At 36.9% G+C, this 26,902-nt stretch carries 19 protein-coding genes; 17 read left to right on the forward strand and 2 right to left on the reverse strand.

Features of this window, described 5'->3' with window-relative positions; translation table 11 throughout:
• The first annotated feature begins 68 nt into the window (after positions 1-68).
• The 4 genes from BC008_RS45980 (at position 69) to BC008_RS44930 (ending at position 5,566) form a co-directional block, all read left to right on the forward strand.
• On the forward strand, positions 69-2,366 hold the full coding sequence (locus BC008_RS45980; protein ID WP_058184871.1) for an ATP-binding protein: 2,298 nt from the start codon (positions 69-71) through the stop codon (positions 2,364-2,366).
• Positions 2,359-2,739 (forward strand): response regulator, encoded by a 381-nt coding sequence (locus BC008_RS44920; RefSeq protein ID WP_027842370.1) that lies wholly within the window; start codon positions 2,359-2,361, stop codon positions 2,737-2,739. Before BC008_RS45980 ends, BC008_RS44920 begins: the two co-directional genes overlap by 8 nt.
• A gap of 473 nt (positions 2,740-3,212) precedes the next feature.
• On the forward strand, positions 3,213-5,087 hold the full coding sequence (locus BC008_RS44925) for a response regulator (protein ID WP_027842369.1): 1,875 nt from the start codon (positions 3,213-3,215) through the stop codon (positions 5,085-5,087).
• Between the two features lie 71 nt (positions 5,088-5,158).
• Positions 5,159-5,566, forward strand: coding sequence for an REP-associated tyrosine transposase (locus tag BC008_RS44930; RefSeq protein ID WP_058184873.1), 408 nt, complete (start codon positions 5,159-5,161; stop codon positions 5,564-5,566).
• Between the two features lie 248 nt (positions 5,567-5,814).
• Here the strand turns inward: BC008_RS44930 and acnB are convergent, their stop codons facing one another.
• A complete protein-coding gene (gene acnB / locus BC008_RS44935) occupies positions 5,815-8,484 on the reverse strand; it encodes a bifunctional aconitate hydratase 2/2-methylisocitrate dehydratase (protein WP_027842368.1) in 2,670 nt (889 codons plus the stop codon).
• 593 nt (positions 8,485-9,077) lie between these two features.
• On the opposite strand from acnB, the gene BC008_RS44940 reads away from it, so the two are divergent.
• From BC008_RS44940 to BC008_RS44995, 13 genes are all read left to right on the forward strand, one after another.
• Positions 9,078-9,398, forward strand: coding sequence for a 2Fe-2S iron-sulfur cluster-binding protein (locus BC008_RS44940; RefSeq protein WP_027842367.1), 321 nt, complete (start codon positions 9,078-9,080; stop codon positions 9,396-9,398).
• 645 nt (positions 9,399-10,043) lie between these two features.
• A complete protein-coding gene (locus BC008_RS51050) occupies positions 10,044-10,220 on the forward strand; it encodes a hypothetical protein (RefSeq protein WP_201026243.1) in 177 nt (58 codons plus the stop codon).
• 181 nt (positions 10,221-10,401) lie between these two features.
• Positions 10,402-11,466, forward strand: coding sequence for a DUF3326 domain-containing protein (locus BC008_RS44945; RefSeq protein WP_027842366.1), 1,065 nt, complete (start codon positions 10,402-10,404; stop codon positions 11,464-11,466).
• A gap of 229 nt (positions 11,467-11,695) precedes the next feature.
• The gene (locus tag BC008_RS44950) at positions 11,696-12,301 is read left to right on the forward strand and encodes a CPBP family intramembrane glutamic endopeptidase (protein WP_027842365.1); all 606 of its coding nucleotides are present in this window, start codon (positions 11,696-11,698) and stop codon (positions 12,299-12,301) included.
• A 700-nt stretch (positions 12,302-13,001) separates the two neighbouring features.
• Complete coding sequence (locus BC008_RS44955) at positions 13,002-14,600, forward strand: sensor histidine kinase (protein WP_036265043.1); 1,599 nt, start codon at positions 13,002-13,004, stop codon at positions 14,598-14,600.
• Positions 14,601-15,399: 799 nt separating this feature from the next.
• Positions 15,400-16,068, forward strand: a complete 669-nt coding sequence (locus tag BC008_RS44960; protein WP_027842363.1) for a response regulator transcription factor — start codon at positions 15,400-15,402, stop codon at positions 16,066-16,068.
• An 84-nt stretch (positions 16,069-16,152) separates the two neighbouring features.
• A complete protein-coding gene (locus BC008_RS44965) occupies positions 16,153-16,512 on the forward strand; it encodes a response regulator transcription factor (RefSeq protein ID WP_027842362.1) in 360 nt (119 codons plus the stop codon).
• Between the two features lie 1,068 nt (positions 16,513-17,580).
• Positions 17,581-18,837, forward strand: coding sequence for a glycosyltransferase family protein (locus BC008_RS44970; RefSeq protein WP_027842361.1), 1,257 nt, complete (start codon positions 17,581-17,583; stop codon positions 18,835-18,837).
• A 94-nt stretch (positions 18,838-18,931) separates the two neighbouring features.
• The gene (locus tag BC008_RS44975) at positions 18,932-20,137 is read left to right on the forward strand and encodes a glycosyltransferase family protein (RefSeq protein WP_235596030.1); all 1,206 of its coding nucleotides are present in this window, start codon (positions 18,932-18,934) and stop codon (positions 20,135-20,137) included.
• Between the two features lie 72 nt (positions 20,138-20,209).
• Positions 20,210-22,066 carry an ABC transporter ATP-binding protein gene (locus tag BC008_RS44980; protein WP_027842359.1) on the forward strand — a complete coding sequence of 619 codons (1,857 nt, stop codon included), beginning with the start codon at positions 20,210-20,212 and terminating at the stop codon, positions 22,064-22,066.
• Positions 22,050-23,270, forward strand: a complete 1,221-nt coding sequence (locus BC008_RS44985) for a histidine phosphatase family protein (protein WP_027842358.1) — start codon at positions 22,050-22,052, stop codon at positions 23,268-23,270. The genes BC008_RS44980 and BC008_RS44985 overlap by 17 nt, the downstream gene beginning before the upstream one ends.
• Before the next feature lie 523 nt (positions 23,271-23,793).
• Positions 23,794-25,083 carry a glycosyltransferase gene (locus BC008_RS44990; RefSeq protein WP_027846775.1) on the forward strand — a complete coding sequence of 430 codons (1,290 nt, stop codon included), beginning with the start codon at positions 23,794-23,796 and terminating at the stop codon, positions 25,081-25,083.
• 177 nt (positions 25,084-25,260) lie between these two features.
• Positions 25,261-26,304: a glycosyltransferase family 2 protein gene (locus BC008_RS44995; protein WP_027846774.1), complete on the forward strand. Its 1,044-nt coding sequence runs from the start codon at positions 25,261-25,263 to the stop codon at positions 26,302-26,304.
• Between the two features lie 393 nt (positions 26,305-26,697).
• Here BC008_RS44995 and BC008_RS51985 read toward each other — a convergent pair.
• The coding region (locus tag BC008_RS51985; RefSeq protein WP_235596031.1) for a hypothetical protein at positions 26,698-26,902 on the reverse strand (205 nt) is incomplete at its 5' end.

A 26,902-nucleotide genomic window follows, 5' to 3' on the forward strand; every position in this document is an offset into this window, starting at 1 on the left:
ATTGCAAAACTTAAAATAGAGTTAATCTATAATAAAAAATTAATAAATAATTCAAAAATTAAAAACTTATGCAGCGAGTAGGAGAATTTCAAGGAGAGAAATCATTACTCCAAGCTGTATTTGAACATTCTGCTGAAGCGATCGCAATTCTCGACCAACAAAATAATTTTGTAGAGGTCAATCGAGCAGCTTGTGAGTTATTTGGTTCGACAAAGAAAGATTTAATTGGTCAGTCGATAGCAGTTTTTTTAACCTCCCCTCTTAATTGGGAGCAGGAGCAAGATATCGAAGAAATTCAAATTCGACATCTTGATGGGACAATCCGAACTGTAGAACATAGTAGAGTTAAAGAATTATTACCCAACTACAACTTATTAGTTTTCAGAGATGTTACCGATCTCAAGCGAGCAGTAGCAGAAGAACTCCACCGCGAACATCAACGAGTAGAGTTATTTGCGGAAGTGACCCTCAAAATTCGTCAATCACTCCAACTCAGAGAGATTTTACAGACTGCGGTTGATGAAGTACAAAGAATTTTGGATGCCGACCGAGTATTAATTTACCAGGTTTTTGCCAATGGTACTGGTAAATCCATTAGTGAGGCTGTGTTACCTGAATATCCTGCTGTTTTAGGTGTTGTGTTTCCTGAAGAAGTATTTCCCCAAGAATATCGAGAACTCTATGGAGGGGGAAGGGTAAAAGCTATAGCTGACATACATTCTCCTGATGCAGGATTAGCTGAATGCTTAGTTGAATTTATGGACGAATGGACAGTAAAAGCTAAATTAGTGGTACCAATCCTGCAAAATCTTAACCCTCAGACTAACGATTCTAAAACTAAAGATTCTCAAACTAAAGATTCTCAAACTAATAACTCCAAAAGTAGTGATTTTAAAACTAGTCATTACAAAAATAACGATTCTAAAACTAATGATTCTAAAACTAATGATTCTAAAACTGATGAGTCTGGAATTCATAGCCAGTTATGGGGTTTATTAATTGCTCATCAATGCAAAAATACCCGAGAATGGAAAGATTTTGAGTTGGAGTTAATGCAACAACTTGCAGACCAAATCGGTATTGCTTTATCACAAGGTGAATTACTAGAGAATTTAGAAGAATTAATCGCCCAACGGACTGCGAAACTAAGACAGGTTAACAGTAATCTTCAGCAGGAAATTAACGATCGCCTGACGGTAGAAGCTGCATTACGTCGCAGCGAAGAGCAATTACGTTTGATAGCTAATGGATTACCAGTTTTAATTGCGTATGTGGATAAAAACCAGCTTTATCGTTTCAACAATGAAGCTTACCAAACCTGGTTAGGGTTATCCCCAAGTAAAATTTATGGCTGTCATCTCAAGAAAGTTCATGGAGCAGAAGAATATCAAAAGATTCGGAAGTATGTTGAAAGTGCACTTTCAGGACAAAAAGTTACTTATGAGGAAGATATCACTTTCCAAGATGGATGCAGTCACTCTGTCAATATTACCTATATACCCCACATTAATGAACAGGAGAAAAATGTAGTCAAAGGATTTTTTGCTCTTACTAGCGATATTAGCGAACGCAAAGCTATTGAACGGATGAAAGATGAATTTATTTCTGTTGTTAGTCACGAACTGCGTACACCACTAACATCTATTCACAGTTCTTTGAAAATTCTGGCGACCGGAAAACTGGGTAACCTTTCCAATAAAGGACAGCGGATGTTACAAATTGCTGACGAACAAACAGAACGTTTGGTGCGTTTAGTTAACAATGTCCTAGACTTACAAAGCATCCAGTCAGGCAAAATAAAAATGAATAAGAAAGCCTGCAAAGTTACGGAATTAATGATTGAAGCAGCCCAAACTATGCAAACAATGGCTACTGAGCATGGAGTTAAGCTATTTACTGAGTCGGTTGATTTCGTAGTTTGGGCAGATCGCGATTATATCGTTCAAACCCTGACTAACTTATTGAGTAATGCAATTAAATTTTCCCCTCGAGATAGTCGCGTTTGGCTTTCCGCAAAAATGGAAGTATTAGCAAAGAAAACCAAAGGTAAAAAATCAATTCCTTACGTCACCTTTGAAGTTAAAGACCGAGGACAGGGAATTCCTACAAGTCAATTAGAAACGATTTTTGAGCGTTTTCACCAAGTTGATTCTTCCAACTCTCGTAAAAAAGGTGGAACTGGTTTAGGATTAGCAATTTGTCGACAAATTATTGAAGGACATGGAGGGAAAATTTGGGCGGAGAGTTGCTTAGAAGAAGGCAGCACTTTTTACTTTACCTTACCTGCAATCATACAAAAGAACAGTGAACTGACAAAGATTGAAGCAAAAAAAAGTGAACCGAAAGAGAGCGATCGCCATGAGTGAAAAATGTATTTTGCTGATTGATGATGAAGAAACGATTCAGGAAGTCGTGCAAATTGGTATAGAAATTGAAACAGATTGGAAAGTATATATTGCTTCTTCGGGTTCGGAAGGAATAACTACAGCACAAACAGAACAACCAGACGCAATTCTCCTCGATGTGATGATGCCGGATATGGATGGAATTTCCACCCTTGCAAAGTTAAAATCAAACCCCGAAACTAAATCAATTCCAGTAATTTTACTTACAGCAAAAACCCAAGTCGCCGATAAAAATGAGTTTCAAAATCTGGGGGTGATTGATGTCATCACTAAACCTTTTAATTCAGTGACTTTAGCTAGTAAAATCGCCAAAATACTTCATTGGGAACTGTAATATAAAATGAGTAACATGAATAATAAATTAGTTATTTAAAGCTATATATAGGTAGATAAATTACTTTTAATTTTAATAAATTAGTAATGTTAAGCTAATAAGTGAAAATATATGAATTGATTACATTTTAAAATAATTATCTTAGTTTAAAGTCTTAACGTACCGCAATTGAAATTAATGTTATATATGAGAAAATTATTGTAGATATAAAACATAGAAAAATAGTGGTGTTAATATTAGGTTATATATCTATTAATTTAAGAGAAACAATCATTTATAAAGTCTATCATTTGGTTAAGATAAATCCAGATTTCTGCTTTTTATTCTCTCATAACTACTTAATGATTTAAATTCATGAATTATCAAATACTTACAGCCCCCTATATTTTTAATTGTGAGAATATTTTCTGAATATGTTAATTGAATAACGCTAAAGTTATTAAAGGGAACAGGCAATTTTGGGGGATGTCAACATGAGAATATTAGTAGTAGATGACGATCGAACCTTAGTTGATGTACTCAAAAAAAGTCTTGCTGAATTGAATTATGCGATCGATGCTGTTACTGATGGAGAACAGGGATGGATTTATGGTTCTACCTACACATATGATTTGATTATCCTGGATTGGTCTTTACCTAGGCTCGATGGTATTAGCCTTTGTGAGCGTTTTCGTGAAAATGGCTATCATATGCCTATTCTTTTACTAACATCTCGCAACGGTAGTCAAGCGAAAATTCAGGGACTTGATGCAGGAGCAGACGATTATTTGGGTAAACCTTTTGATATTGATGAATTAGCTGCTCGTATTCGAGCTTTATTGCGTCGCGTAAACTCCAACTCCCGTCCAGTTTTAAGTTGGGGGAATTTACAATTAGATCCTTGTAGTGGTGAAGTTAACTATCAGGGACAATTGCTATTCTTAACAGGAAAAGAATACGGATTACTTGAATTATTTTTACGCCACAGTCAAAAAATTTTTAGCATCGAAGAAATTATTCAAAGTTTATGGTCTTCCGTAGAATATCCTGCTCATGCAACAGTTCGCTCTCATTTAAGACGTTTAAGAAATCAATTAAAATTAGCTGGTTTACCAGAAGACCCCATTGAGACCGTACGAGGACGAGGATATTGTTTAAAAAATGCACCTCAAGTTAATAATCCTCAAAACCGAATTAAATCAAATGTTGCAAAAGATAGTAAAAATGACAAAAAATCCCTACATTTAACAGCATTAAACTCAGTCTGGGAAAAACATCGACAGCGGAACAAACAGCAATTATTAATTTTAGAATCAGCTATCAAAGCTTTAAAAGAGGAAAATCTCAATCAAAGCGATCGCCAAGAAGCAAAATTAATTGCTCACAATTTAGCAGGAAATTTGGGTATTTTTGGTTTTGATACGGAATCGGAATTAGCAAAAGAATTAGAGCAACTTTTGGAGACAAATATTAGTCAAGACAGCCTAGAATTGCAGCAAGTAGAAAGCATTTTTAACACTTTAAATCAAAACTTATTTGGAGAAGAGGAGCCGGAAAATAATCTTTCCGATCAAGTGTCTTCCCAATTAGGGCAACATTCACCTTTGTTATTAATTGTGGATGATGATACAAAATTTACCGAACAGTTAACCCAAGAAGCAACGACTCAAGGAATTAGAACCGCGATCGCAACAACTCCTGATTCAGCTAGATCTTGGTTGGATGGAGAAGAACATCAAGAATTTCCCGATGTAGTTATTATCAAGGTGTCTTTTGCTCGCTCTGCATTCGATCCAACATTGCGCTCCAAATATTTATCTTTAATTGCTGAATTCAACTTACTCACACCATCAATTCCCGTTTTGGCGATCGCCGATAGCGATCGAGTTGAAGACCGCTTACATGTAGCGCGACATGGAAGTTCTTTTTATTTAAAACAGCCAATTACCCCCATCCAAGTAATTGACTTTTGTAAACAAGTAATAGAACGTTCCCGGGACAAAAGAATTATGGTCGTAGATGATGACTCAGACTTGTTACGATTATTACCGTCCCTATTAGAACCCTGGAAATTTCAGCTTACAACCTTAGACGATCCGCGACAATTTTGGGAAGTACTTCAAGTTATAAATCCCCATTTACTGGTACTAGATATTGAAATGCCGCATATCAGTGGTATTGAATTGTGTCAAGTACTTCGCAATCATTCTTATTGGTGTAAACTTCCCGTTTTATTCCTCAGCATTCATCAGGATGTAGCTCTGCGAGAACAAGCACTGACGAGTGGTGCTGATGATTTTGTAAATAAACCCGTGATAGCTAAACAGCTTGCTGTTCGCATTATTAATTGTTTAGAACGAAGGGCTTAAATTTTGAAACAGTAACGCAACAACTGGGATTAATAAATTTAGGGCAAAAATCATGTAAGCTACCCTAAAATATGCCGAATTATAAAAGATTTATAGTTACAGGTCGTACCTATTTTTTCACGCGAGTTACCTATCAACGTTACCCTTGGCTGTGTACAGAAAATGCACGTCAAATATTAAGAGTAAGTATAAATAAAGTACGTCAAACCTATCTCTTCAAAATAGAAGCTTTGGTTTTGTTGCCAGGTTATCTCCACTGTGTATGGATATTACCACCAGAAGATAGCAACTATGCAACTCGTTGGCGAATGATAAAAATATTTGTCAGCAAAAATTATGTTAATCAATTGCCATCATATTTAAACATTACAACATCTAGAGGAAAACGTAAAGAATCTAATCTATGGCAAAGAAGATTTTGGGAACATTTAATTCGTGACGAAAATAATTTTATCAACCATTGTAATTACATCTATTAATATATTTACATAAGATAATAATTATTAAATACTTGTTTTTTATATTTCGAAAATATTTTCAATTGCGTGTACCCGAAAAATTTTGTGGTGCGTTAGCGACAGCGTAACGCACCCTACTGGACTGACACAGCTAAAATAGTGCGTTAGCAAAATCCAAAAATCATTAATTGAAATAAATTTTAGGACAAATCTATTGCATCATTTTAGGCGTGTCAGTCCACTACATTCACATTTATACTAGAAAATAATTATTTAACACCGGCTTTTGGCATTCCCAAAATATCCTCAATTCTCGGCATTTCTTCTAACGGAATCACCCTTCCTTCATCTTCAAAACCAGATATTTGGTCAAAGTTCAAATACCGATATAGATCGTCAGCAAAGGGATGAATTTTCTTCGCTACAATATCCATATATTCCTCTACCGTGGGCATTTTACCTAACAAAGCACAAACTGCAGCTAATTCCGCCGAACCGAGGTAAACTTGTGCACCTTTACCCATACGGTTATTAAAGTTACGGGTGGAAGTAGAAAATACTGTGGCGTTATCTTCTACTCGGGCTTGGTTACCCATACATAGACTACATCCTGGCATTTCGGTACGCGCACCAGCCCCACCAAATATACCGTAAACTCCTTCTTCTTTGAGTTGTTTTTCATCCATGCGGGTTGGAGGACAAATCCACAAACGAGTAGTAACTGTTCCCGAACCTTCCAAGACCTTAGCAGTAGCGCGATAATGTCCGATGTTGGTCATGCAAGAACCAATGAAGACTTCATCTATGCGATCGCCCACAACCTCTGATAATAATTTCACGTTATCGGGGTCGTTAGGAGCAGCAACAATCGGTTCTTTGATTTCGTTTAAGTCGATTTCGATGATTTCGGTATATTCTGCATCGGGATCAGCCGACATTAATTGGGGGTTTTCTAACCATTCTTCCATTTTGGCGACGCGACGCATAATGGTTTTTGCATCGGTGTAACCCCGCGCTACCATGTTTTTCAATAAGGCGACATTGGAACGCAGATATTCGGATATGGTTTCGGTTCCTAATTTAATCGTACAGCCAGCACAGGAACGTTCGGCACTTGCATCGGTAAGTTCGAATGCTTGTTCTACTTTTAAATCTGGTAAACCTTCAATTTCCAAGATTCGTCCGGCGAAGACATTTTTCTTATTCTTTTTCTCTACCGTCAGCAAACCTTTCTGAATGGCGACATAGGGAATCGCATTCACAATGTCTCGCAAGGTTATACCCGGCTGCAATTCTCCTTTGAAGCGTACTAATACTGATTCTGGCATATCTAAGGGCATTACCCCTAATGCAGCAGCAAAAGCTACTAACCCAGAACCTGCAGGGAAGGAAATTCCCAGGGGAAAACGAGTGTGGGAGTCACCACCAGTTCCTACGGTATCCGGTAATAACATCCGGTTTAACCAGGAATGAATAATTCCATCACCGGGACGTAAAGCAACCCCAGCACGTTGGGCGAAGAAATCAGGTAATTCTTTATGAGTTTTGACGTCAACTGGTTTGGGATAAGCTGCTGTATGACAGAAACTTTGCATCACTAAGTCTGCACTAAAACCCAAACAAGCCAATTCTTTTAATTCATCCCTAGTCATGGGACCTGTGGTATCTTGGGAACCAACGGTTGTCATAATTGGTTCGCATGACATTCCCGGATGTACCCCAGGTAAACCACAAGCTTTCCCGACCATTTTCTGAGCGAGTGTATAACCCTTACCGGAATCACTGGGGGGTGTAGGACGCTTGAAAATAGTACTCGGTTCTAAACCTAATGCTTCGCGGGTTTTATCGGTGAGACTGCGCCCAATTAATAAAGGAATCCGTCCCCCGGCGCGAACCTCATCTAAAATAGTTTCAGGCTTTAAGGTAAAAGTGGAAATAACTTCCCCTGCTTCGTTGGTAATTTCACCTTTGTAGGGATGGATGGTAATTACCATACCGGTTTCCATTTTGGTGACGTCACACTCAATCGGTAATGCACCAGCATCTTCAGCAGTATTAAAAAATATTGGGGCGATACTTCCACCTAAAATATATCCGCCAGCCCGTTTGTTAGGTACAAAAGGAATATCATTACCAAGGTGCCATAATACGGAATTAATTGCTGATTTGCGGGAAGAACCGGTTCCTACCACGTCTCCCACATATGCTACCGGGTGTCCTTTCTGCTTTAATTTGGTGATCGTCTCTAAACTTCCTGGTTGGCGAGATTCCAACATTGATAAAGCATGAAGGGGAATATCGGGACGGGTTGTGGCTTCTGTTGCAGGGGATAAATCATCAGTATTGGTTTCCCCAGGAACTTTAAAAACGGTAACAGTAATTTCTGCTGCTACTTCCGGACGAGATGTGAACCACTCAGCTTCAGCCCAAGAATCCACAACTCTTTTCGCGTAGGGATTTGCTTTGGATAAATCCATGATATCGTTAAAGGCGTCATACACCAGCAAAGTTTTGCTCAATGCCATTGAAGCGTATGTAGCCAAAGGTTCTTTTGCTTCGCCCCACATTACCAAGGGTGTTTCTGATGATTTTGATTGGGACAAGCTAGAATTAGAAGTCTGTAGCAGGTCAATTAAAGACTGTACGTTGTAACCCCCAACCATGGTACCCAGCAATTGCACCGCTTCAACCGGCGATATCAGGGGAGAAGTTATTTCTTGTTTAGCGATCGCGCTTAAAAAACCAGCTTTGACATACGCTGCTGGATCCACCCCAGGGGAAACTCGGTCTCTCAACAAATTCAGTAACGTTTCTTCTTCACCTTCTGGGGGGTTCTTCAGTAATTCACACAATTCTGATGTTTGCTTTGCATCTAGTGGTAAAGGAGGAATTCCCAGCGCAGCTCTTTCTTCGACTTGTTTGCGGTATGATTCCAACATTTGACTCTCCATGGTTCGATAAATTTAGATCGGCAATGATAAAACTCTGTTTACAATTGCTGTAATTCTCCGGGGATTCATTCTACTGTCATAGCTCTGCACACTATCAACTAAAAAGTAATAAATCAGAAAATGGATGGTTCAGAAAGTAATATCTCTGTTATCCATAGAACATGATTTTAAAGACTTGTACGGTGATTTGATGACAGGAATGAGGTAGTAAAATCATTTCAAAAGTTTGGATGGAGAGCTAAAATTAAACACTCAGATAATCGTAATTATAGTTACTTACATTTTATTCAAAAAGATTCTACTATACAAGTAGCAATATGTTTTTTTGGTTATTTATCAGAGTCATTACTTTTATTTTACAGCTACTTCCAATTAAAACCCATTCTTATCCATCACCACAGTCTGATTTTGGGTAAAAACTAAAGTTTTTTAACTGATATGATTTATTATTCAATATCCCCTTGTGAAGTGAAGTTTTTGAAATAATGATTTTACTAATTTTTGTAGCTTAGGTTTATGCCCTATTACTTATAAGATAAAATATTTTATTTGTTTGCTGCATTAATTCTAGGGGAATACATATGTCTAAAACTTACACGGTTGAAATCCTCCATCAAGGGGAAACTCATACTTTAGAAGTTCCTGAAAATCAAACTATCTTGTCTGTGGCTGGTGAATCGGGGCTGGAGTTACCTTCTTCCTGTCATGCTGGTGTTTGCACTACCTGTGCGGGCAAAATTATTAACGATGGTAAAGTAGATCAAACTGATGGTATGGGGGTTAGTCCAGACCTACAAGCACAAGGTTATGTTTTACTTTGTGTTGCATATCCTCGCTCCGATCTAAAAATAGAAACGGAAAAAGAAGAGACTGTTTACCAAAAGCAGTTTGGTAAAGGTTAATTGACTGTTGCGAACGCCTGCTAGTTGTTAGTGGTTAGTTGCTGTTTACTATAGTTTTCATCAAAATATAGATGAGAAATTAGATCTAGGATAATAGAGTATTTATATTCTCATGATTTAGGATCTATTGCTATAGTTCATTACAATTAACCATTAACTATTAGCCAAAACTAATTGATATCAATTTGCTTTAAGGTTGATACACTTTATTTATAAAAGGGAATGGAAAAAGGAGAATAGATTCCAATAATTGATGTGCAGCAGTATTTTTTAATTGGTACGAGTTAATTTAAAGGAAATATATTTCATTAAAAATTATTGTCTTAGTACTTGATATATAGTTTTTGTATACGAGCCATAAGTATAATATATAAGTGTTGAGCGATAAATATCGAACTATAAAAATTGAACCACAAATATTGGACTATAAATATTGAAATTTGATATTTCTATCTCAAATTAAAAAGCTTCAATTCTAGTCTGACTGTTATAAATTTTCACTGGTAAAGACTTAATAACAACAGAGGATACTGCTCGATAATAAAAATTAGTAAAAGCAGCCAAATAAATTAATTTTTTTATCCTTTGCTGTATCTGAAAGATTATCCGTTAATCTGTAGTAACAAATAGCCTGAAGTTACTTCAATGACAACTCACTTTATTAGTACAGAAATCGACCTGCAAGATAATCCACATGAATTACAACTAGCGATCAAAACAGAATTACAGAAACAAGGAGAACCTCTACGCTGGGCGATTACTTCTGTAGATACAGAACAGCAAAAGGTAAAGGTAGAAGCAGTTGTTACCAGAATTAGCTAGTAGGGAAAGGGATACAGAAAATAGTTTAGCGGTCACAAAGTTGACTGCAGGTAATTAATGATTCTCAGACAATACCAAAAAAGTAAATAATCCCATACTATTGATTTCATTCATGGTGCATTACGGCTAAAGCCTAATACAATCTACAAAATCTGATAACTGATAACTGATAACTGAATAAATGCGTCCATACACTGCGATTTTAATTGTCCCCACAGGGGTAGGAGCTGCAATTGGTGGTTATGCTGGCGATGCAATTCCTGTCGCTAAAGCCCTTTCTCAAGTTTGCGATCGTCTAATAACTCATCCCAATGTTCTCAATGCTGCAACAATGTATTGGAATTTACCCAACGCCCTATATGTTGAAGGTTATGGGTTAGATAAATTTGCTGCAGGGTCTTGGGGTTTGCGTCCAGTACATCAAAATAAAATAGGTTTACTCTTAGATGGAGGAATTGAACCAGATTTACGTTTGCGACATTTGCAAGCATCTGATGCAGCCAGAGCAACATTAGGGCTTTCTCTCACAGATTATGTTATTACTGATGCTCCCTTAAATGTAGAGTTACGCAATTCCCCGAGTGGTGCAAGTTGGGGAACCATTGGAAATCTAGATAGCTTGTTGAGAGCAGCAGATATTTTGATAAATAAAGCTGGTGCGGAAGCGATCGCTGTGGTAGCTCGTTTCCCCGATGAGGTCGATCCAGAAACAGAAAATAATTACCGTCAAGGTAAAGGAGTAGATCCCATCGCTGGAGCTGAAGCGGTAATTAGTCATTCCATCGTCCGAACCTTCAAAATACCTTGTGCTCATTCACCTGCTTTTTTACCCGCACCTCTCGACTCAAACTTATCTCCCCGTTCGGCAGCGGAAGAATTGGGCTATACTTTTATACCTAGTGTTTTTGTGGGTTTAAATCGAGCGCCTCAGTTTATTGTCGAGGGAAACGATCAACATCCCCAACCCGGAGATATTTGGGCGAATCAAATTGACGCCGCGATCGCACCAGTTAATGCTTGTGGAGGTAGCGCTTTACTCAGTTTAAATCAGCAAAGATGTGAAATTATTGTTGTAGAAGAAAATCAAACCCAAATTCAAGTACCTCCAGAACCTTTGGGAATTAAGTCAGTGCGAGTAAATTCCTATTTAGAAGCTGTAGGTTTTATCGCCGCACATAAAGCAGGTATTAATCCTTCTGCCCTTGGTTCAAATATATATCCTTTGCACTCTTTAAGGAATAATTAATTATATTAACTCGAACAAAATTGACTATGTAACAAAAAATCAAAGTCAAAAAGTTAAAATCTCATATCAATTCCAAAAAACTGCTACACATCAATTATTTGAATCTGTTTCCCATTCCCCATTTCCTGTTCCCTGTTCCCTTTTATAAAAGAAGTGAGCAATTTTAAAAGAAATTGGTATGACTTTGTGACAAAAGAACCCTTGACGGTTAACCAGTAATAAATTACTCATGACAAATGACCAAAAGCCCGAATCAGAAATTCCTCCATATCTGACCCGCACTCAAGTACTTGCAGCAATTGGAGCAACAGCAATATTTTTATGGATAATTGCTAAATTGTGGTTGCGATTTAGTAATGTTTATTTGATGTCTTGGCGCTGGGAAGAAAACGAATTATTTTTAGGAGCAGTTCTAGGACTAATTATAACTATTTTCAGCAGCCTAGCTTACAAGTTTTGGAACTCGTACCGTCTAAGTGCAGATTATTATCTGGACATAGTTCTTAAGCCTTTGGTATTACCCGATTTAATTTGGGTCGGATTGTTACCTGGTTTAAGTGAAGAATTATTGTTTCGCGGGGTGATGTTACCTGCTTTGGGATTTAACCACCTAGCTGTAATTATCTCTAGTATTTGTTTTGGTGTCTTACACTTGAACGACTCTCAACAATGGTCTTATGTCATTTGGGCTACTGTTGTTGGTTTTGTGTTAGGTTACAGCGCAATAATCAGTGGAAATTTATTGGTACCCATAGTTGCTCATATTACTACCAATTTACTTTCAAGTTTTATTTGGAAATTGCTTCAATACTTTGAAATCAATCATCAGAAGTAAAATATAATTTAGTGCAATCAAGTTCTATGATTGATGTATAAATCCTAAGGATATAAATCAAATAAACTTACATAACGCCCAAATCATACTTTGCCTTCAGTAGTATGTCTTTAAGTATGCCTGCTTCTAAGAATAGTTACGAATCATTGACATTTGAAAACAAAATTAATTAATACATACAAATAAACAATTAAAAAAATAGATATAAATATTTGCGCTTATATTACTAATTATTTTGATTTTGCAAAATTTTACTTATAAGCCAATATAAAGTAAACCATATAAATAAATATAAAATATACAATAAATAATTCATTACCTACACTGGATAGATTATTCTTGTATGATAAATTTTAAGATTACTGAGAATTTAACTAAGTATTTACTTTAACATTTTGATGTAGAATATTTGCGAATATGAAATTATTATTTGACTTATTTTATATTTGCTGACTTTCTAATCATTAAGAATTACGATGTAAATATAGGGTTACTGTAAAGGTCTTTGTCAGTATATCCTAGGCTCAATCATGCGTAGCCTGTGCTTGCATTTAAAATCTTATTACACTTTATCTTACCTGTGCCCTGTTAATAGTTTAATTGCTACAAGAGTTGTCATGACTGCTCAACGCAAAAACATAAACTAAATCTTGTATAGGTTAGTTCCCTACCCAAATTATTAGCTATTGCTCGGATAGTTATGGACAGTACCAATAGCAACAAATTTTCATCTCCAATAGAGAACCTTAAAATCAAAAGTCAAATCCTGAATCCTCGTCGAGGTTTTTTTTGGGCTGCAAGAACCCGAATATTGTTTTGGTACGTACTAATTGTTGGTTTTATCTTTGTCGCTTCTATTCCAGCCTTTCGCCTGCTTTTATACCAGCGCGTTGATACTCGAGTTCGCAGAGAACTTAAGGAAAAGATGTACATATTTAATAAACTAGTTGACAATGATACATCTTCCGAAGATATCGATATTAGTGGTGGAATAGAAGGGATCCCCCTATGGTTAAAATATGGAGATGAAGAACTCAAACGACGCCTCAAACCTCCATCTTCAATTGCACAACTAGAAGACTTCTTCAATGCATTCATGGCAAAGCAACTCCCTGAAGATGATACATATTTGTTAACCTTTGTTGATGGAAGATTTTTCAAATCTAGTCCTAGGGGTAGACCAGAAATCTTCGACCGAGATACAAAATTAATGCAGGATTGGGCAAAGTTAACTAAACCAACCAAAGGTGAAATGCAAGCGACTGATGGAGAAACAGGTGGAATAATTTACATCGGTTATCCAGTGAAGTTTCAAGGTAAAACTTTAGGAGCGCTTGTAGTTGCTCATACTATTGACGGCGAACGTTCAGAAATTATTGAAGCTGTCAACGTTGTAATTCAAGTTAGTTGTATTATCTTGATCATAGCCTTAGTATTAGCATGGGTTGTTTCTGGTTGGGTACTTTCTCCCCTGCGATTATTAGCAGTAACCGCGCGTTCCATCGGTGAATCAGACTTAAATCAACGCATTCAAGTCGAAGGAAAAGGAGAAATTGCAGAATTAGCTACCACATTTAATGAAATGATGGATCGCTTGCAAGCAGCTTTCAGTACTCAAAGAAATTTTATTAATGACGCTGGACACGAATTGAGAACGCCAATTACAATCATTCGGGGACACTTAGAATTGATGGGAGACGACCCCGAAGAAAAAGAGGAAACTGTAGCGTTGGTCTTAGATGAATTAGATCGCATGAGTCGGTTTGTAGAAGACTTGATTTTATTGGCAAAAGCTGAGCGTCCAGATTTTTTACTACTTGAAACAGTTGATGTTAAGCAATTGACAGAAGAGTTATTTATTAAAGCCAAGGGTTTAGCAGATCGTAACTGGTGTTTGGATGGAACTGCTACGTGTCATGTAGTAATAGATCGTCAACGTCTTACTCAAGCTGTAATGAATATGGCAGGTAATGCAACACATTACACTAGTCACAATAACACTATTGCAATTGGTTCTGCTTTAGTCAAAGATAAGGTACATTTTTGGGTACGGGATACCGGCGAAGGAATTGCTTACGAAGATCAAAAACGAATTTTTGAACGTTTTGCCCGTGCAGCTAATAGCCGTCGTCGCTCTGAAGGTGCAGGATTGGGACTATCTATTGTTAAGGCGATCGTTGAAGCTCATGATGGTGAAGTGACCCTTACAAGCAAACCAAAAAAAGGTTCAACTTTTACAATTATCTTACCCCTCCAACCACTAAACACTGAAGAAAAACCACAAGAAATAAAGGTCTAGGATTTCTACACCCCGATCGTTTCGACACCCTACTAATTTTGTCAATTAATCGATAGTAGTATCTTGGCTTTTTATTATTTAAAGTTCGACTGGATATAAACTTAATTTAAAACTAATTGGGATAGTAAGATGTATATATAATGACAAGCCTATAAGTATAGGAGCAAAATTAGCATTCGATCCCAATACTTTTACTTCTTCCGCTTAATCAATAATTCATATCTATGGCAGATTACAAATTAAAGAGGGATGATATAAGTTTTTCTTAAAAGCACACACACATAGATTAGTTTCGAGTTGTAATCGTGACTTCCTTACAGATGCGTAATATCTAGCGCAAGCGTACCGGATGAGTAGATAGCAGTCCGTTCCATAGGTACCGCATCTATAGCTAGAGGCTATAACTACGTTACCTATAGCTGCGCTACGTTCCGAACGGATCCACCGACGCCGAAGGCTCTGACTAACGTCACGTTCCGAGCCACCGCCGAGACCGCAGGCTATGACTACGTAACGTTCTGAGCCGCCAACGCCACAGACTCTAGCTGTAGTTATTGCGCAACCAATAGGTTAACATGTGCCGTTTTTACAACTTCTAATTTCCGTACAGACGCGACATGTGGCGTTTCTACAACTTTTGATTCCTAAATTCCAAGACAAATAATGATCGCACAAAAATGAAATTCTCATTCCATTTAAATTCTCATCGAAACAAACTTAAATTTTTCTTAGGGAAATAATAAATTTTCCCAATTATTACGATATTGATAATTGCTTAGTAAGTACTGATGATGTTTCTATGACCCAAGTTCTAATTGCTGAAGATGAATCTCGTATTGCAGCTTTTATAGCTAAAGGACTTCGCGCCAATGGATTTACTCCCACAGTTGCATCAACTGCTGATGAAGTCTTAAGGCTAGCTGTTGGCAAAAAATTTGATATGTTAATACTTGATTTAGGACTACCCGGTCAAGATGGCTTAGAAGTATTAGAAGAAATACGCGGACAAGGAGAGCAGTTACCTGTAATCATACTTACTGCCCGTGATGATATTAACGACAAAATAGCCGGTTTTGAAGGTGGTGCGGACGATTACATGACCAAACCTTTTCGGTTTGAGGAACTTCTAGCCAGGATTCGTGTCAGACTACGTAAAAAAAGTCAAGGGATTGCAAAAGAAGAAAATATTCTCAAAGCAGGTAACGTAGAACTCGATCTGCGAACTCGCAAAGCACGGGTAGCAAATGAAATCGTAGACTTACCCGCCCGAGAATTCACTTTAGCGGAAACATTTCTCCGTCATCCCGGACAAGTTATGAGTCGGGAACAATTATTAGACCGAGTTTGGGGGTATGATTATAATCCAGGTTCTAATATAGTCGATGTTTATGTAGGTTATCTGCGTAAAAAACTAGGGAATAATTTAATTGAAACTGTTAGAGGCATGGGGTATCGTTTGCGGGTATAAAAAATTTTTTTGAAATATAGTTAGTTTTGAAGTTTGACTGAGATAATTTAGCTTTAGTATGAAGCAATAATACAAAGTAGTAAAATGAGCAAAATTTTAATAGTCGAAGATGAAGCCCGTCTTGCAGCCTTTGTTGAAAAAGGTTTACGCAAGAGTGGGTTTCAAACTACGGTTGCAGAAGATGGAGAGCAAGCGATACTCAAAGCTGAATCCGATGATTTTGATTTAGTATTACTTGATTTGGGTCTTCCAATTAAGGATGGTTGGACGGTTTTGCGAGAACTACGTAACAAAGGAAAACTCTATCCAGTAATTGTAGTAACTGCTAATAGCGACGATCGCAATAAAGTAGTAGCAATGAGTGCTGGTGCGAATGATTTTGTCACCAAACCTTTTCGCTTTAAGGATTTACTACAAAGAGTAGTTGCACAATTACCAGCTTAGCTTATAGTAATAATTTGAAAATATAATCTAGTGATTTTCAAAATATAAAGTAAATTAAATTAAATTAATAGCATTATACTTACCAACAATTATGTGAGTTTGAAATATAGTACTGGTTATGAAATTGTACTCAAACAAATAAAGTCATTTTGAGATAAAAACTTATTGCTTTGAAAATTATAATTTTGCTAATTTTGAATTTGCTGAATTTAATCAAACCAAGTTAGTTTTTTCTGGGAAAACTTCAAATGTGCATTCAAACTGCTTGGTAAAAAATAGTTTTTTGTGACTCAAATGTGTACCGTATATAGCTGATCTTTACATAAGAGATTGTTTTTATTTCGTTTTCAACTCTCTAAAGTATGCATTTAAACTCGATTGTTGATACCTTGGAAACATTGCAGATAAAAGTATGTTTAGGGTGGAAATGCTACTATGGGTTTAATTGATTTACGGGGTGTTTATTTTTTATCCATGTAACATATATTTCACCCTTGGAGGCTTTTGATAATTTATTTAATGTGAATTTATCACCATACTATATACAGTTCTTTGTACGGGAACACAAAGGTTTTTAGGGTGACGCCAGACAACCGCCATAGCACGAAATATCTAGAGTAAGCATTCGCCATAAGGTTTTGAAGCAGAGTCGTTATCCACAGAATTTCTACTCCCTTAAGCATTCTTCCCTTTACCACAGGACTTGCGTAAACCCCGAAGCTTGTAAACCGGTATAAAACTACGACTTCTATGAGAAACTTCTCATGAAAACTTCATTCATAACTCATCACGAATTGTGAATCTGTATATAGAGAATCTCGGTTCAATTGTATTTCTCTGGTAGCCAAAACCCAGAAAGCAGTCAGCCTTCAAAGGCTGTAAGGTCAATAAAAAACCTTACAAAATACAAGCCGACCTTCCTTAAGGTTAAAGGCTGACTCTTTTCTTCTACAAGTAATTTGCCGGATTCCAGATTTCTCACATGACGAAGATTTCTACCACAGAAAACAGGAGTTAGTAAGAAATCGCAGTTTGTAAACAGTCCAAAAAATCGAGGAAAATCGAACTATGAGACTGATGGTTTACTCTCACGATGCTTTTGGTTTAGGGAATATTCGGAGGATGCTGGCTATATGCGAACATCTGCTGAGTGAGATAAATAATCTTTCAATACTGTTGATATCTGGCTCGCCGATGTTGCAAGGGTTTCGCTTACCACCAGGTCTAGATTACATTAAACTTCCTTGTCTTAATCGTGGTGAAATTGGCAAAGTTTCAGTCAAGTATCTGGGTACAGATGTCAATGAAACAGTCAAATTAAGATCGGATTTAATTTTATCTGCTGCGGTTAACTTTAAGCCAGATTTACTGATGGTGGACAAAAAACCCTACGGATTAAAAAATGAGTTACAGGAAACTATCCATTATCTCAACAATTCTCTTCCCCAAACGAAGTTAGTCCTTCTATTGCGCGATATTCTTGATACTCCAGAAAAAACTGTTTTGGAATGGCAAAGCCAATCCTACTACGAAGCGGTTGAAAAATTTTATGACCGGGTTTTAGTTGTAGGCATGCCTGAGGTTTTCGATGTTTGCAGAAAATATCAATTTCCAACAGTAATTGCCCATAAAACTAGTTATTGTGGTTATATTCGTCGCAAAGCAGGTTCTAAAAGTGCAGAACTGATCCGTAAAGAATTAACAATATCTGCAGAAGAACGTCTTATTTTAGTCACTCCCGGTGGCGGACAAGACGGTTACAATTTAATCGATACTTACTTAGCCGGCTTGGATTTTTTCTCAAAGGAAGGCCAATTTAAAATCAAAAGTCTAGTTCTCTGCGGTCCGGAAATGTGTGCATCTCGAAGAAAATCTTTATTTGAGAAAGCAGACAATTATCCACAGGTCGAAATGCGAGAGTTTACAGATGATTTGATGAGTTATATCGCGGCTGCAGATGCAGTAGTTGCAATGGGTGGGTATAACACCGTCTGCGAAATTCTTTCGGCAAGAAAACCTGCAACTATCGTACCTAGGTTTAAGCCTTCTAAAGAGCAATTAATGCGCGCAGCAAGAATCAGTCGGTTAGGGCTATGCAAAATGATTCACCCACAATATTTAACCCCTGACACCCTTGCAAATTCTTTATTGAGTCAGCTATCATTCGACCGACTCACTCCTAAGATTCAACTCGATCTTAATGCACTTCCAAGAATTTCTCATTATATTGGTCAGCTGTTATCTTTGAAAGAACAGAAAAGTAAAGTTTTTTACATTACTTCTTCCCATTCAGAATCATCAAATTTAGTTGCTGCGCTCCAATAAGTAACTTTAATAATCTGTATTTAATTAACTTTCATCTAAGATATACCAACTAATTTTAATATTTATCCGGGGAAGAATTTTTATGAAAAAGATTATGTTTTATTGCCAGTACTTGACAGGAATGGGGCATTTAGTTAGAAGTACAGAGATTGTGAGAAGTTTAGCCGAAAAATTTCAAGTTTACTTTATTAATGGTGGTCCGATAGTAGAAGGTTTCAAAATCCCCAAAAATGTGGAATCAATTCTTCTGCCGTCTCTTTGGTTAGAGAAAGGTAAATTTCAAATATCTGAAGGCTGTCAAAGTGTTGAACAAGTCAAAGAAATCAGAAAAAATCAGTTAATAAATGCTTTTGAGCGCATTAGACCTGATTGTTTAATCACAGAATTTTTTCCCTTTGGCAGGCATAAATTATTCTTTGAATTACTTCCCTTGCTAGAACATGTAAAATCTTCATCTCCTGAAACAAAAATTGTATCTAGCATTAGAGATGTAATTGGTAGAAAAACTCTCAATGAAGAATCAGATATTATTTGTAAACTCATCAACCAATACTTTGATTTGATTCTTTGTCATTCCGATCCAAGTTTCCAAACATTTCCAGATAACTTCCCTAGATATCAAGAACTTAAGTGCGAAGTAAAATATACTGGATTTGTAGCTCAATCATTGGCAGAAAACTTACAAAAACCCTCCGAGCAGCTAGATATAGATGTTGATAAACCTTTTATTGTTGCTAGTGTTGGTGGTGGGAGATTAGGTTATGGATTATTAGAAACAATTATCGAAAGCGGTAAAATATTAGCACACAAGATTCCTCATAATATTCATATATTTACTGGCCCATTTATGCCAGATAGTCAATTTTTTACGTTACAAAAGGCTGCTGCTAGCGAAAAAAATATTAAGTTAAAAAAGTATACTTCCCTGTTGGCTGAATATATGAAACAAGCCGAGCTTTCTATCAGCTTAACTGGTTATAACACTACAATGAATATTCTTCGCACAGGTGTCCGTTCCATTGTGGCACCTATTGGACATTATAGCCAAGATAATGAACAACTAATTAGGACTAATAAATTAGAAAAGCTAGGTATCGTAGAGGTTGTAGACCCAAATTACTTGGAATCAAATCACCTCGCAGCAAAAATTATTGAATCTCTAAATCATAAAAAAATTGATAATTATACCAAGTTATTTGATTTGGAAGGTTCACAAAAAACTCTAAATATTTTGGAAGAATTTTTGGGAGTTAGCAAAGTATCAACGGTTAATTGTCAACCTTCAATGATCAATTATTAAATTTCATTTTTAATCATCGGGCTATTTTAAGAATCAAAGCCCAACCCTGATGACTTAGCTGATATAAATAAAATGAAAAATCGACGCAAACAAAAAACAACAAAGGGAGTTATCTCCGGAATTTTCAAAATATTACGAAAATTGTCTCCCTATCTTCGCAAACACAGAATTCCAATCGCACTTTCATTTCTCGCGTTGTTATTTGAATCAGGATTGCAGTTATTAGAACCTTGGCCTCTTAAATATGTATTTGACCATATTCTAATCCCGGCACACAATAATTCTCCAGGAACAGCAGGGGCTTTTGGAATGCCGACCATGGTCTTACTTGGTCTTTTGACTGTTGGTATAGTGGGGATAGCAGGTTTGTCTAGCATGGCATCCTACCTCAGTACCTACGGTATTTCAATGGTTGTGGTACAAATCCTATCGGAAGTACGGGGTAAGCTTTTCTCTCACCTGCAACGCTTGTCTCTTTCTTTTCACCAGCAATTTAAGAGTGGAGACTTGATTACTCGGGTGACAACCGATATGGACAAAATGCGGAATGTCGCTATTAGCAATGCTCTACCCTTAGTAACAAATTTGATATTTCTTTTGGGTATGTCCATAGTAATGTTTTGGCTTAATTGGGAGCTTGCATTACTAGCAATGGCAATTTTCCCTTTATTTATAATTTTAAATGCCCATCTACTAATAAGAATTCGGAGTTTTTCTAGTCAACACCGCCAATCGGAAGGGGTTTTAGCTTCTACTACTGGCGAGACGATGGGTGCGATTAAGGTCATACAGGCGCTATCTTTACATGATCGCCAACAGAGTATCTTTGTAGAACAAAATAAGAAAAGTTTAGAGGAAGTTATTCAGTCTTTAAGACTTTCCGCTGCGCTACAACGAACTGTCAAGGTATTAATGGCTATAATCGTTGCTGTTGTTTTATGGCGCGGTTCCCAAGTAGTACAACACCAAGAATTAACTCCAGGGGAACTTTTAGTATTTATCACTTACCTGAAGAATGCTTTCCAACCCATACGCAAATTATCCAACCAAATCCGCCAAATAACTAAGGCTGTAGCTTCGGGAGAACGGGTAATCGAACTATTGGAATACGAACCAAATGTGCGAGATTTACCAAATTCCAAAAAAGCTCACCTTTTCTTTGGTGCGGTACGTTTTGAAAATGTCAGCTTTGGTTACGATCCAGAGCGAACTTTATTAAAAAACATCAACTTCTCGGTACAACCAGGTCAAACATTAGCGTTAGTTGGACCCTCCGGTAATGGTAAATCAACTTTACTCAGTTTAATTCTTCGTCTTTATGACCCCCAAAAAGGTCGAATTTTAATTGATGGTCAGGATATTCGCGAGTATAAATTGGACTCATTGCGCCAACAAATCAGCATAGTTTTGCAAGAAAGTGTTTTATTTGCAGCTAGTGTCCGAGAAAACATTGCTTGTGGTAAGATTGGTGCTTCCGATAAAGAAGTAGAGAAAGCTGCTCGGTTAGCAAATGCCCATGAGTTCATCATGAAATTACCCCAGGGATATGACACTGTTCTGGGAGAACGCGGTGCAACATTATCAGGTGGTCAAAGACAGCGAATTGCTATTGCTCGGGCGGCGATTCGTAAAGCACCAATTGTGATTCTTGACGAGCCAACAACCGGTTTGGACAGCGCTAGCGAGTACAGCGTAAATTCTGCTCTCAAACAAATAACCAAAAACCAAACAACTTTCATGATTTCCCACAACCTTAGAGCAACTCAAGATGCAGATTTAATTCTCTATGTTGAAAGCGGGACCGTACGGGAAAAAGGTACTCATGAAGAACTAATGCGCCTGGGTGGTTGCTACGCAACTTTGTATCGGCTGCAAAATATTGTAAGTGAGGATAAATACAGAGGAGATACCTATGCCTTCGAAAATTAAGGAAGATTCCAAGACCCGGATAATACTTTTACGTCATGGAGAAAGTACTTATAATCGGCTTGGATTATACCAAGGCAGTTGTAATGATTCTGTATTAACAACTAATGGGATTCTTGATGCTCAACACACTGGAATTTACTTGGCAGAGTTGGGATTAAACAACAAAAATCTGGATCTAATCTATTCGAGTTCCTTAAGGCGATCTTATGATACAGCCCAAGAGATAGCACAAGCAATCGCTAATACTTTTGAACCAAAAATTATTCATACCAGCGATCTACTTTGGGAAACAGATTTACCGCAATGGCGAGGTTTGGGGATTAAGTACGTACGGAAAAGTTTTCCCGAAGAATATCACACTTGGAAGCACAATCCCCAAGATTTTTTTATGGAATCTATTGAACGAGTAGATAATGAAGTAGATAGTATTTCTCGTTTTTATCCCCTTGTGGATCTCTATAGCAAAATTCGCTTATTTTGGCAGGATCTGCTACGGAATCATTTTGGTCAAACTATTTTAGTTGTAGCCCATGGAGGTAGTAACCGCGCTTTAATTAGTGCAGCACTGGGAATCGAACCCAAACGCTATCATTGCATTCAACAATCAAATTGCGGCATTAGTGTATTGCAATTTAGGGGTAATTCTTTGGAGTCAGGACAACTCGAAGCAATGAACCTAAACTCTCATATGGGTTATACCATACCCAAACTTCAAGAGGGTGCTGGAGGTATACGTTTATTGTTAGTATGTTCCGAAAATGATGTAGTTAATAAACATAAATTAATTTCATGTTTGAGAAATATTGTTTTAGATTTTAGTATTTTAGAGGAAGGTAGTAATTCCTTTCATACTGGACAACAGATTTTAAAATATCATTCAGCTACATCACAAATGTCAGCAAATTCTTCAAATTTTCTGCAACATTACACCAAAATCATTAAGAAAAGACTTAATATCAGCACAGAAAACAAGTTATCTAACGGGCTAGTTGTAGCTGAATTAGAAACCATTAAGAAACTTATAGGTAACATCTTGGGAATGAGTTCCCAAAATTTAGAAAAATTAAATCTACAACCAGGAACAATTAGCGCCATTCACTATCCCAGTGTTGAGCTTCCCCCGGTTTTACAAGCAATGAATACATCAGAATCAGAAAAATATTTAATTCATAAACCTGAGTTTGCTCAAAGTTATTTGTTTTAAATTTTTCTGAGCGAAGATGTGATTTATCCCATCTAATAATTTTAGTTTAAACACTTTTCTAGCAGGATTTAAGAGACAGGATTCAGGAGTGAAACTTGCTTCAAGTATAACTTTCAGTTTTACCTAACTTACTTGCAACTTGCTATAATCTAAATACTTTTAATCCAAACACTTTTAATTCAAATACTTTTTATTAGCACCCTAAAAGATAAATAAAACAAATTTAAATAATTTTACCCCTGATAAAATATAAATTATTTGAACATTTTCCTTGTTCCTATTCCCTATTCTCTGTTCTCTTTTATAAACCAACACGGTTCAGTGAAGTATTTTCGTAGGTGGGGTTAAGCGACAGCGCAACCCAATAAAACCTGATTATTGTTGGGTTAACGCTTTGCTAAACTGCGTCAAGCCAACCTACTTCAATCTTGAGATTTAGCATTAACTGAACTGTATTGTTTCATAAAGTAAGTTTAATAAAACTAAAAAATTGGTCTTACAAGATTTTTTTATAAAACAAACTATGAAAATAGCTTTTCTAGTGTGGCGTTTCCCGGTGATTTCAGAAGCATTTATCTTAAATCAGATTACGGGATTAATCGACCGAGGACATGAAGTTCATATTCACGCAGTGAACGGTCCTCCTGTTAATATGCCTAAAGTACATCCAGCAGTTGAAAAATATCGCCTGATGGAACGTACTTATTATCCCCCAACCCGACCCGGTAATTATCTATGGCGATTACTCAAAGGTCTGAGGTTGATTTTCAATAATCTCCAACGAGGTTCTTTAGACTGCTTAAAATTATTGAATTTTTTTAGATACGGTCACCAAATTACCTCATTAAAAGCATTATATAGAGCAATCCCCCTACTTAGCGATCGCTCATATGATATTATTCACTGTCAGTTTGGCACAATTGGACCTGTTGCTTTAAAGTTTCGTCAAACTGGCATACTTAGCGGTAAAATTATCACTACTTTTCGTGGAATTGATATTAGTCGACATATTCAAGAACAGGGAGAAGACGTTTATGACGAACTCTTTGTTGAAGGAGACTTCTTCTTTGCTAATTGTAATTTTTTCCGCGATCGCGCCATAAAACTTGGTTGCGACCCAAACAAAATAGTCGTTCATGGTTCGGGAATTGATTGTTCAAAATTTGCTTTCAAGTCTCGCTTATTTCCGAACGACGGTAAAATTAACATTGCTACTACAGGTCGTCTGGTTGAAAAAAAAGGTATAGAATATGCTATTCATGCAGTAGCAAAAATAGTTGAGACCTATCCCAATCTTGAATATAACATCATTGGTGATGGCGAATTAATGAAAGATTTCCAACAACTCATCGCAGAACTTAAAGTTGGTAACACCATAAAGTTACTCGGTTGGAAAGATTCCTCAGAAATCGCTAACATCTTGGATCGCAGCCACATTTTTATTGCTCCCAGCGTTACTGCTGCTGATGGAAATCAAGATGCACCCGTAAATACTTTAAAAGAAGCCATGGCGATGGGTTTACCCGTAATTAGTACTTTCCACGGTGGTATTCCCGAATTAGTAGAGGATGAGATTTCTGGTTTTCTCGTCCCTGAACGTAATGCTAATGCGATAGCCGAAAAATTACGGATGATTATAGAAAATCCAGAATTATGGGGGGAAATGGGGAAAAATGGTCGAAAAAAAGTAGAGGAAAAATATGACATGAATAAACTCAATGATGAGTTAGTTTCAGTCTACGAGCAACTTTTAGAATCTAAAGTTCATCCCTCGATTTCATTGGATAGATCTCTTGCAAGTCATCATATTTAAATTAAAAAATATTTTAAATATTAATTTAACACTGATATTTAAACATGATGATTTTCATACCATCTAATTAATCTCTTCACAGTATTATTTAATCCAATATTAAATATATCCTTCCTTCAGGAAGCCTCTACCAAACTGTTCATTATAATTAATGCGTGTTGCAATAGATTACTAACTATGCAAGAACCACAAGTAACAATTGTAGTAGTACCAAGGGAGCGTTTTAGCTGTACCCAACGCTCTCTAGAAAGTATCTACGAACATACAAAATTACCTTTCAAATTAATTTATGTTGATGGGAATTCCCCAAAGAAAGTTCGACAGTATATAGAAAGTCAGGCGCAAGAAAAAGACTTTAAAGTTATTCGTACAGATTACTATCTATCTCCCAATCACGCTCGGAATATCGGTCTAAGCCACGTTGATACTAAATATGTGCTGTTTGCTGACAATGATATAGTTGTATCTCCAAATTGGCTCAAAGCTTTAGTTAACTGCGCAGAGGAAACAGGTGCAACAGTAGTTGGTCCTCTCATGTGTGAAAAAGAACCAGTACATCAAAGAATTCATTTTGCAGGTGGAGAATCCCATATTGTTACCGATGTCAACGGTAGACGACATCTGCGCGAAAAGATGTACAAACAAGGTCAACAAGTAGCAGATTTACGTCCCCAGCTTCAACGTACCGAAACAGAATTGGCAGAATTCCATTGCGTGCTAGTTCGCACAGAAATATTTGAGCGCATCGGTTATCTGGATGAGGGGATGTTAAATACTAAAGAGCATCTTGATTTTAGCATGACAGTTGCAGAGGCTGGAGATAAGGTATATTTTGAACCTGATAGCCTAATTACATATGTACCTGGTCCTCCCCAGGACTTGACAGATATGCACTTTTATATGTTGCGTTGGAGTGATGCTTGGACTTTGGATAGTTTGAAGCATATCCGTAAAAAGTGGGATTTGTCGGAAGATGGATATTTCAAAAATAAATACAAGAAATTGGGATGGCGTCGTAGTGGGACAATAATTAAACCTTTTGTACGTCGCGTGAGTTTCGGTTGGGAAAATAAACCTCTGAAAAGGATTTTGAAGTTTTTTGATAGAATTTTGAATCGCTATATAACCAATCGTTATGCTGAAAATTTTGCTCAACACAAGCTGGAGTTAAGACCTATCAATAAATCTGAATCGAACGCACAAGAATTATCACAGGTTTAATTGGGCTTCCTGCTCCGATACAGTGAAACTTACAAAGTGAACCAAGCATAAGATTCAGAACAAAGTACAAAGATGAGTGGAGGCGCAGTGGCTGGCAGTTGCGTTGTGCAGTAGCAAATTACTTTATCGATCTCCATTTGTATTCGGCATTGAACACTATGTCAGGCGTTTTCAAATCTTGTCATTTCATTCAATGTAAATGACGCAACTGCACCTTCTGTTGCCTTCATGTGGTTTTGCCACAGTTAACGATTCTCCCATCTCTCGTAGAACAGAAATACCACTGGATTTTCGTTATCCTGATGTAGCACTGCAAAGTTTCAATGTGAACGTAGTCAAATATAGGCATCTATCACATGATTTTTGAATAATTGCCTAAAAATGGTAATATACCTATGTTCTATAGTTCAAATGCTTTTGGTTAAGAAGCACGCAATTAAAAGACACCATTCCTATTTCAAAGAAATAGATAATTTGTGCTTTTTGGAAAAAAATCTTTATAACTATGCCAATTACAGCACTTTTCAGGTAAGTGAGGTACAGTAACAACAACTTGTGAACCAGTTTTTTAAATGCTTGGGATTGACTAGATCGAGGG

Origin of the sequence: Mastigocoleus testarum BC008 (assembly GCF_001456025.1) — a bacterium.
In the GTDB taxonomy this organism is placed as follows: domain Bacteria; phylum Cyanobacteriota; class Cyanobacteriia; order Cyanobacteriales; family Nostocaceae; genus Mastigocoleus; species Mastigocoleus testarum.

What these genes read in the sequence shown, in the direction of transcription:
- BC008_RS44960 (WP_027842363.1), top strand. Translation starts at nt 15,400, where the DNA reads ATGACCCAAGTTCTAATTGCTGAAGATGAATCTCGTATTGCAGCTTTT.
- acnB (WP_027842368.1), bottom strand. Translation starts at nt 8,484, where the DNA reads ATGTTGGAATCATACCGCAAACAAGTCGAAGAAAGAGCTGCGCTGGGA.
- BC008_RS44975 (WP_235596030.1), top strand. Translation starts at nt 18,932, where the DNA reads ATGTTTTATTGCCAGTACTTGACAGGAATGGGGCATTTAGTTAGAAGT.
- BC008_RS44930 (WP_058184873.1), top strand. Translation starts at nt 5,159, where the DNA reads ATGCCGAATTATAAAAGATTTATAGTTACAGGTCGTACCTATTTTTTC.
- BC008_RS44965 (WP_027842362.1), top strand. Translation starts at nt 16,153, where the DNA reads ATGAGCAAAATTTTAATAGTCGAAGATGAAGCCCGTCTTGCAGCCTTT.
- BC008_RS44920 (WP_027842370.1), top strand. Translation starts at nt 2,359, where the DNA reads ATGAGTGAAAAATGTATTTTGCTGATTGATGATGAAGAAACGATTCAG.
- BC008_RS44950 (WP_027842365.1), top strand. Translation starts at nt 11,696, where the DNA reads ATGACAAATGACCAAAAGCCCGAATCAGAAATTCCTCCATATCTGACC.
- BC008_RS44940 (WP_027842367.1), top strand. Translation starts at nt 9,078, where the DNA reads ATGTCTAAAACTTACACGGTTGAAATCCTCCATCAAGGGGAAACTCAT.
- BC008_RS44945 (WP_027842366.1), top strand. Translation starts at nt 10,402, where the DNA reads ATGCGTCCATACACTGCGATTTTAATTGTCCCCACAGGGGTAGGAGCT.
- BC008_RS44970 (WP_027842361.1), top strand. Translation starts at nt 17,581, where the DNA reads ATGAGACTGATGGTTTACTCTCACGATGCTTTTGGTTTAGGGAATATT.
- BC008_RS45980 (WP_058184871.1), top strand. Translation starts at nt 69, where the DNA reads ATGCAGCGAGTAGGAGAATTTCAAGGAGAGAAATCATTACTCCAAGCT.
- BC008_RS44980 (WP_027842359.1), top strand. Translation starts at nt 20,210, where the DNA reads ATGAAAAATCGACGCAAACAAAAAACAACAAAGGGAGTTATCTCCGGA.
- BC008_RS44995 (WP_027846774.1), top strand. Translation starts at nt 25,261, where the DNA reads ATGCAAGAACCACAAGTAACAATTGTAGTAGTACCAAGGGAGCGTTTT.
- BC008_RS44990 (WP_027846775.1), top strand. Translation starts at nt 23,794, where the DNA reads ATGAAAATAGCTTTTCTAGTGTGGCGTTTCCCGGTGATTTCAGAAGCA.
- BC008_RS51050 (WP_201026243.1), top strand. Translation starts at nt 10,044, where the DNA reads ATGACAACTCACTTTATTAGTACAGAAATCGACCTGCAAGATAATCCA.
- BC008_RS44925 (WP_027842369.1), top strand. Translation starts at nt 3,213, where the DNA reads ATGAGAATATTAGTAGTAGATGACGATCGAACCTTAGTTGATGTACTC.
- BC008_RS44955 (WP_036265043.1), top strand. Translation starts at nt 13,002, where the DNA reads ATGGACAGTACCAATAGCAACAAATTTTCATCTCCAATAGAGAACCTT.
- BC008_RS44985 (WP_027842358.1), top strand. Translation starts at nt 22,050, where the DNA reads ATGCCTTCGAAAATTAAGGAAGATTCCAAGACCCGGATAATACTTTTA.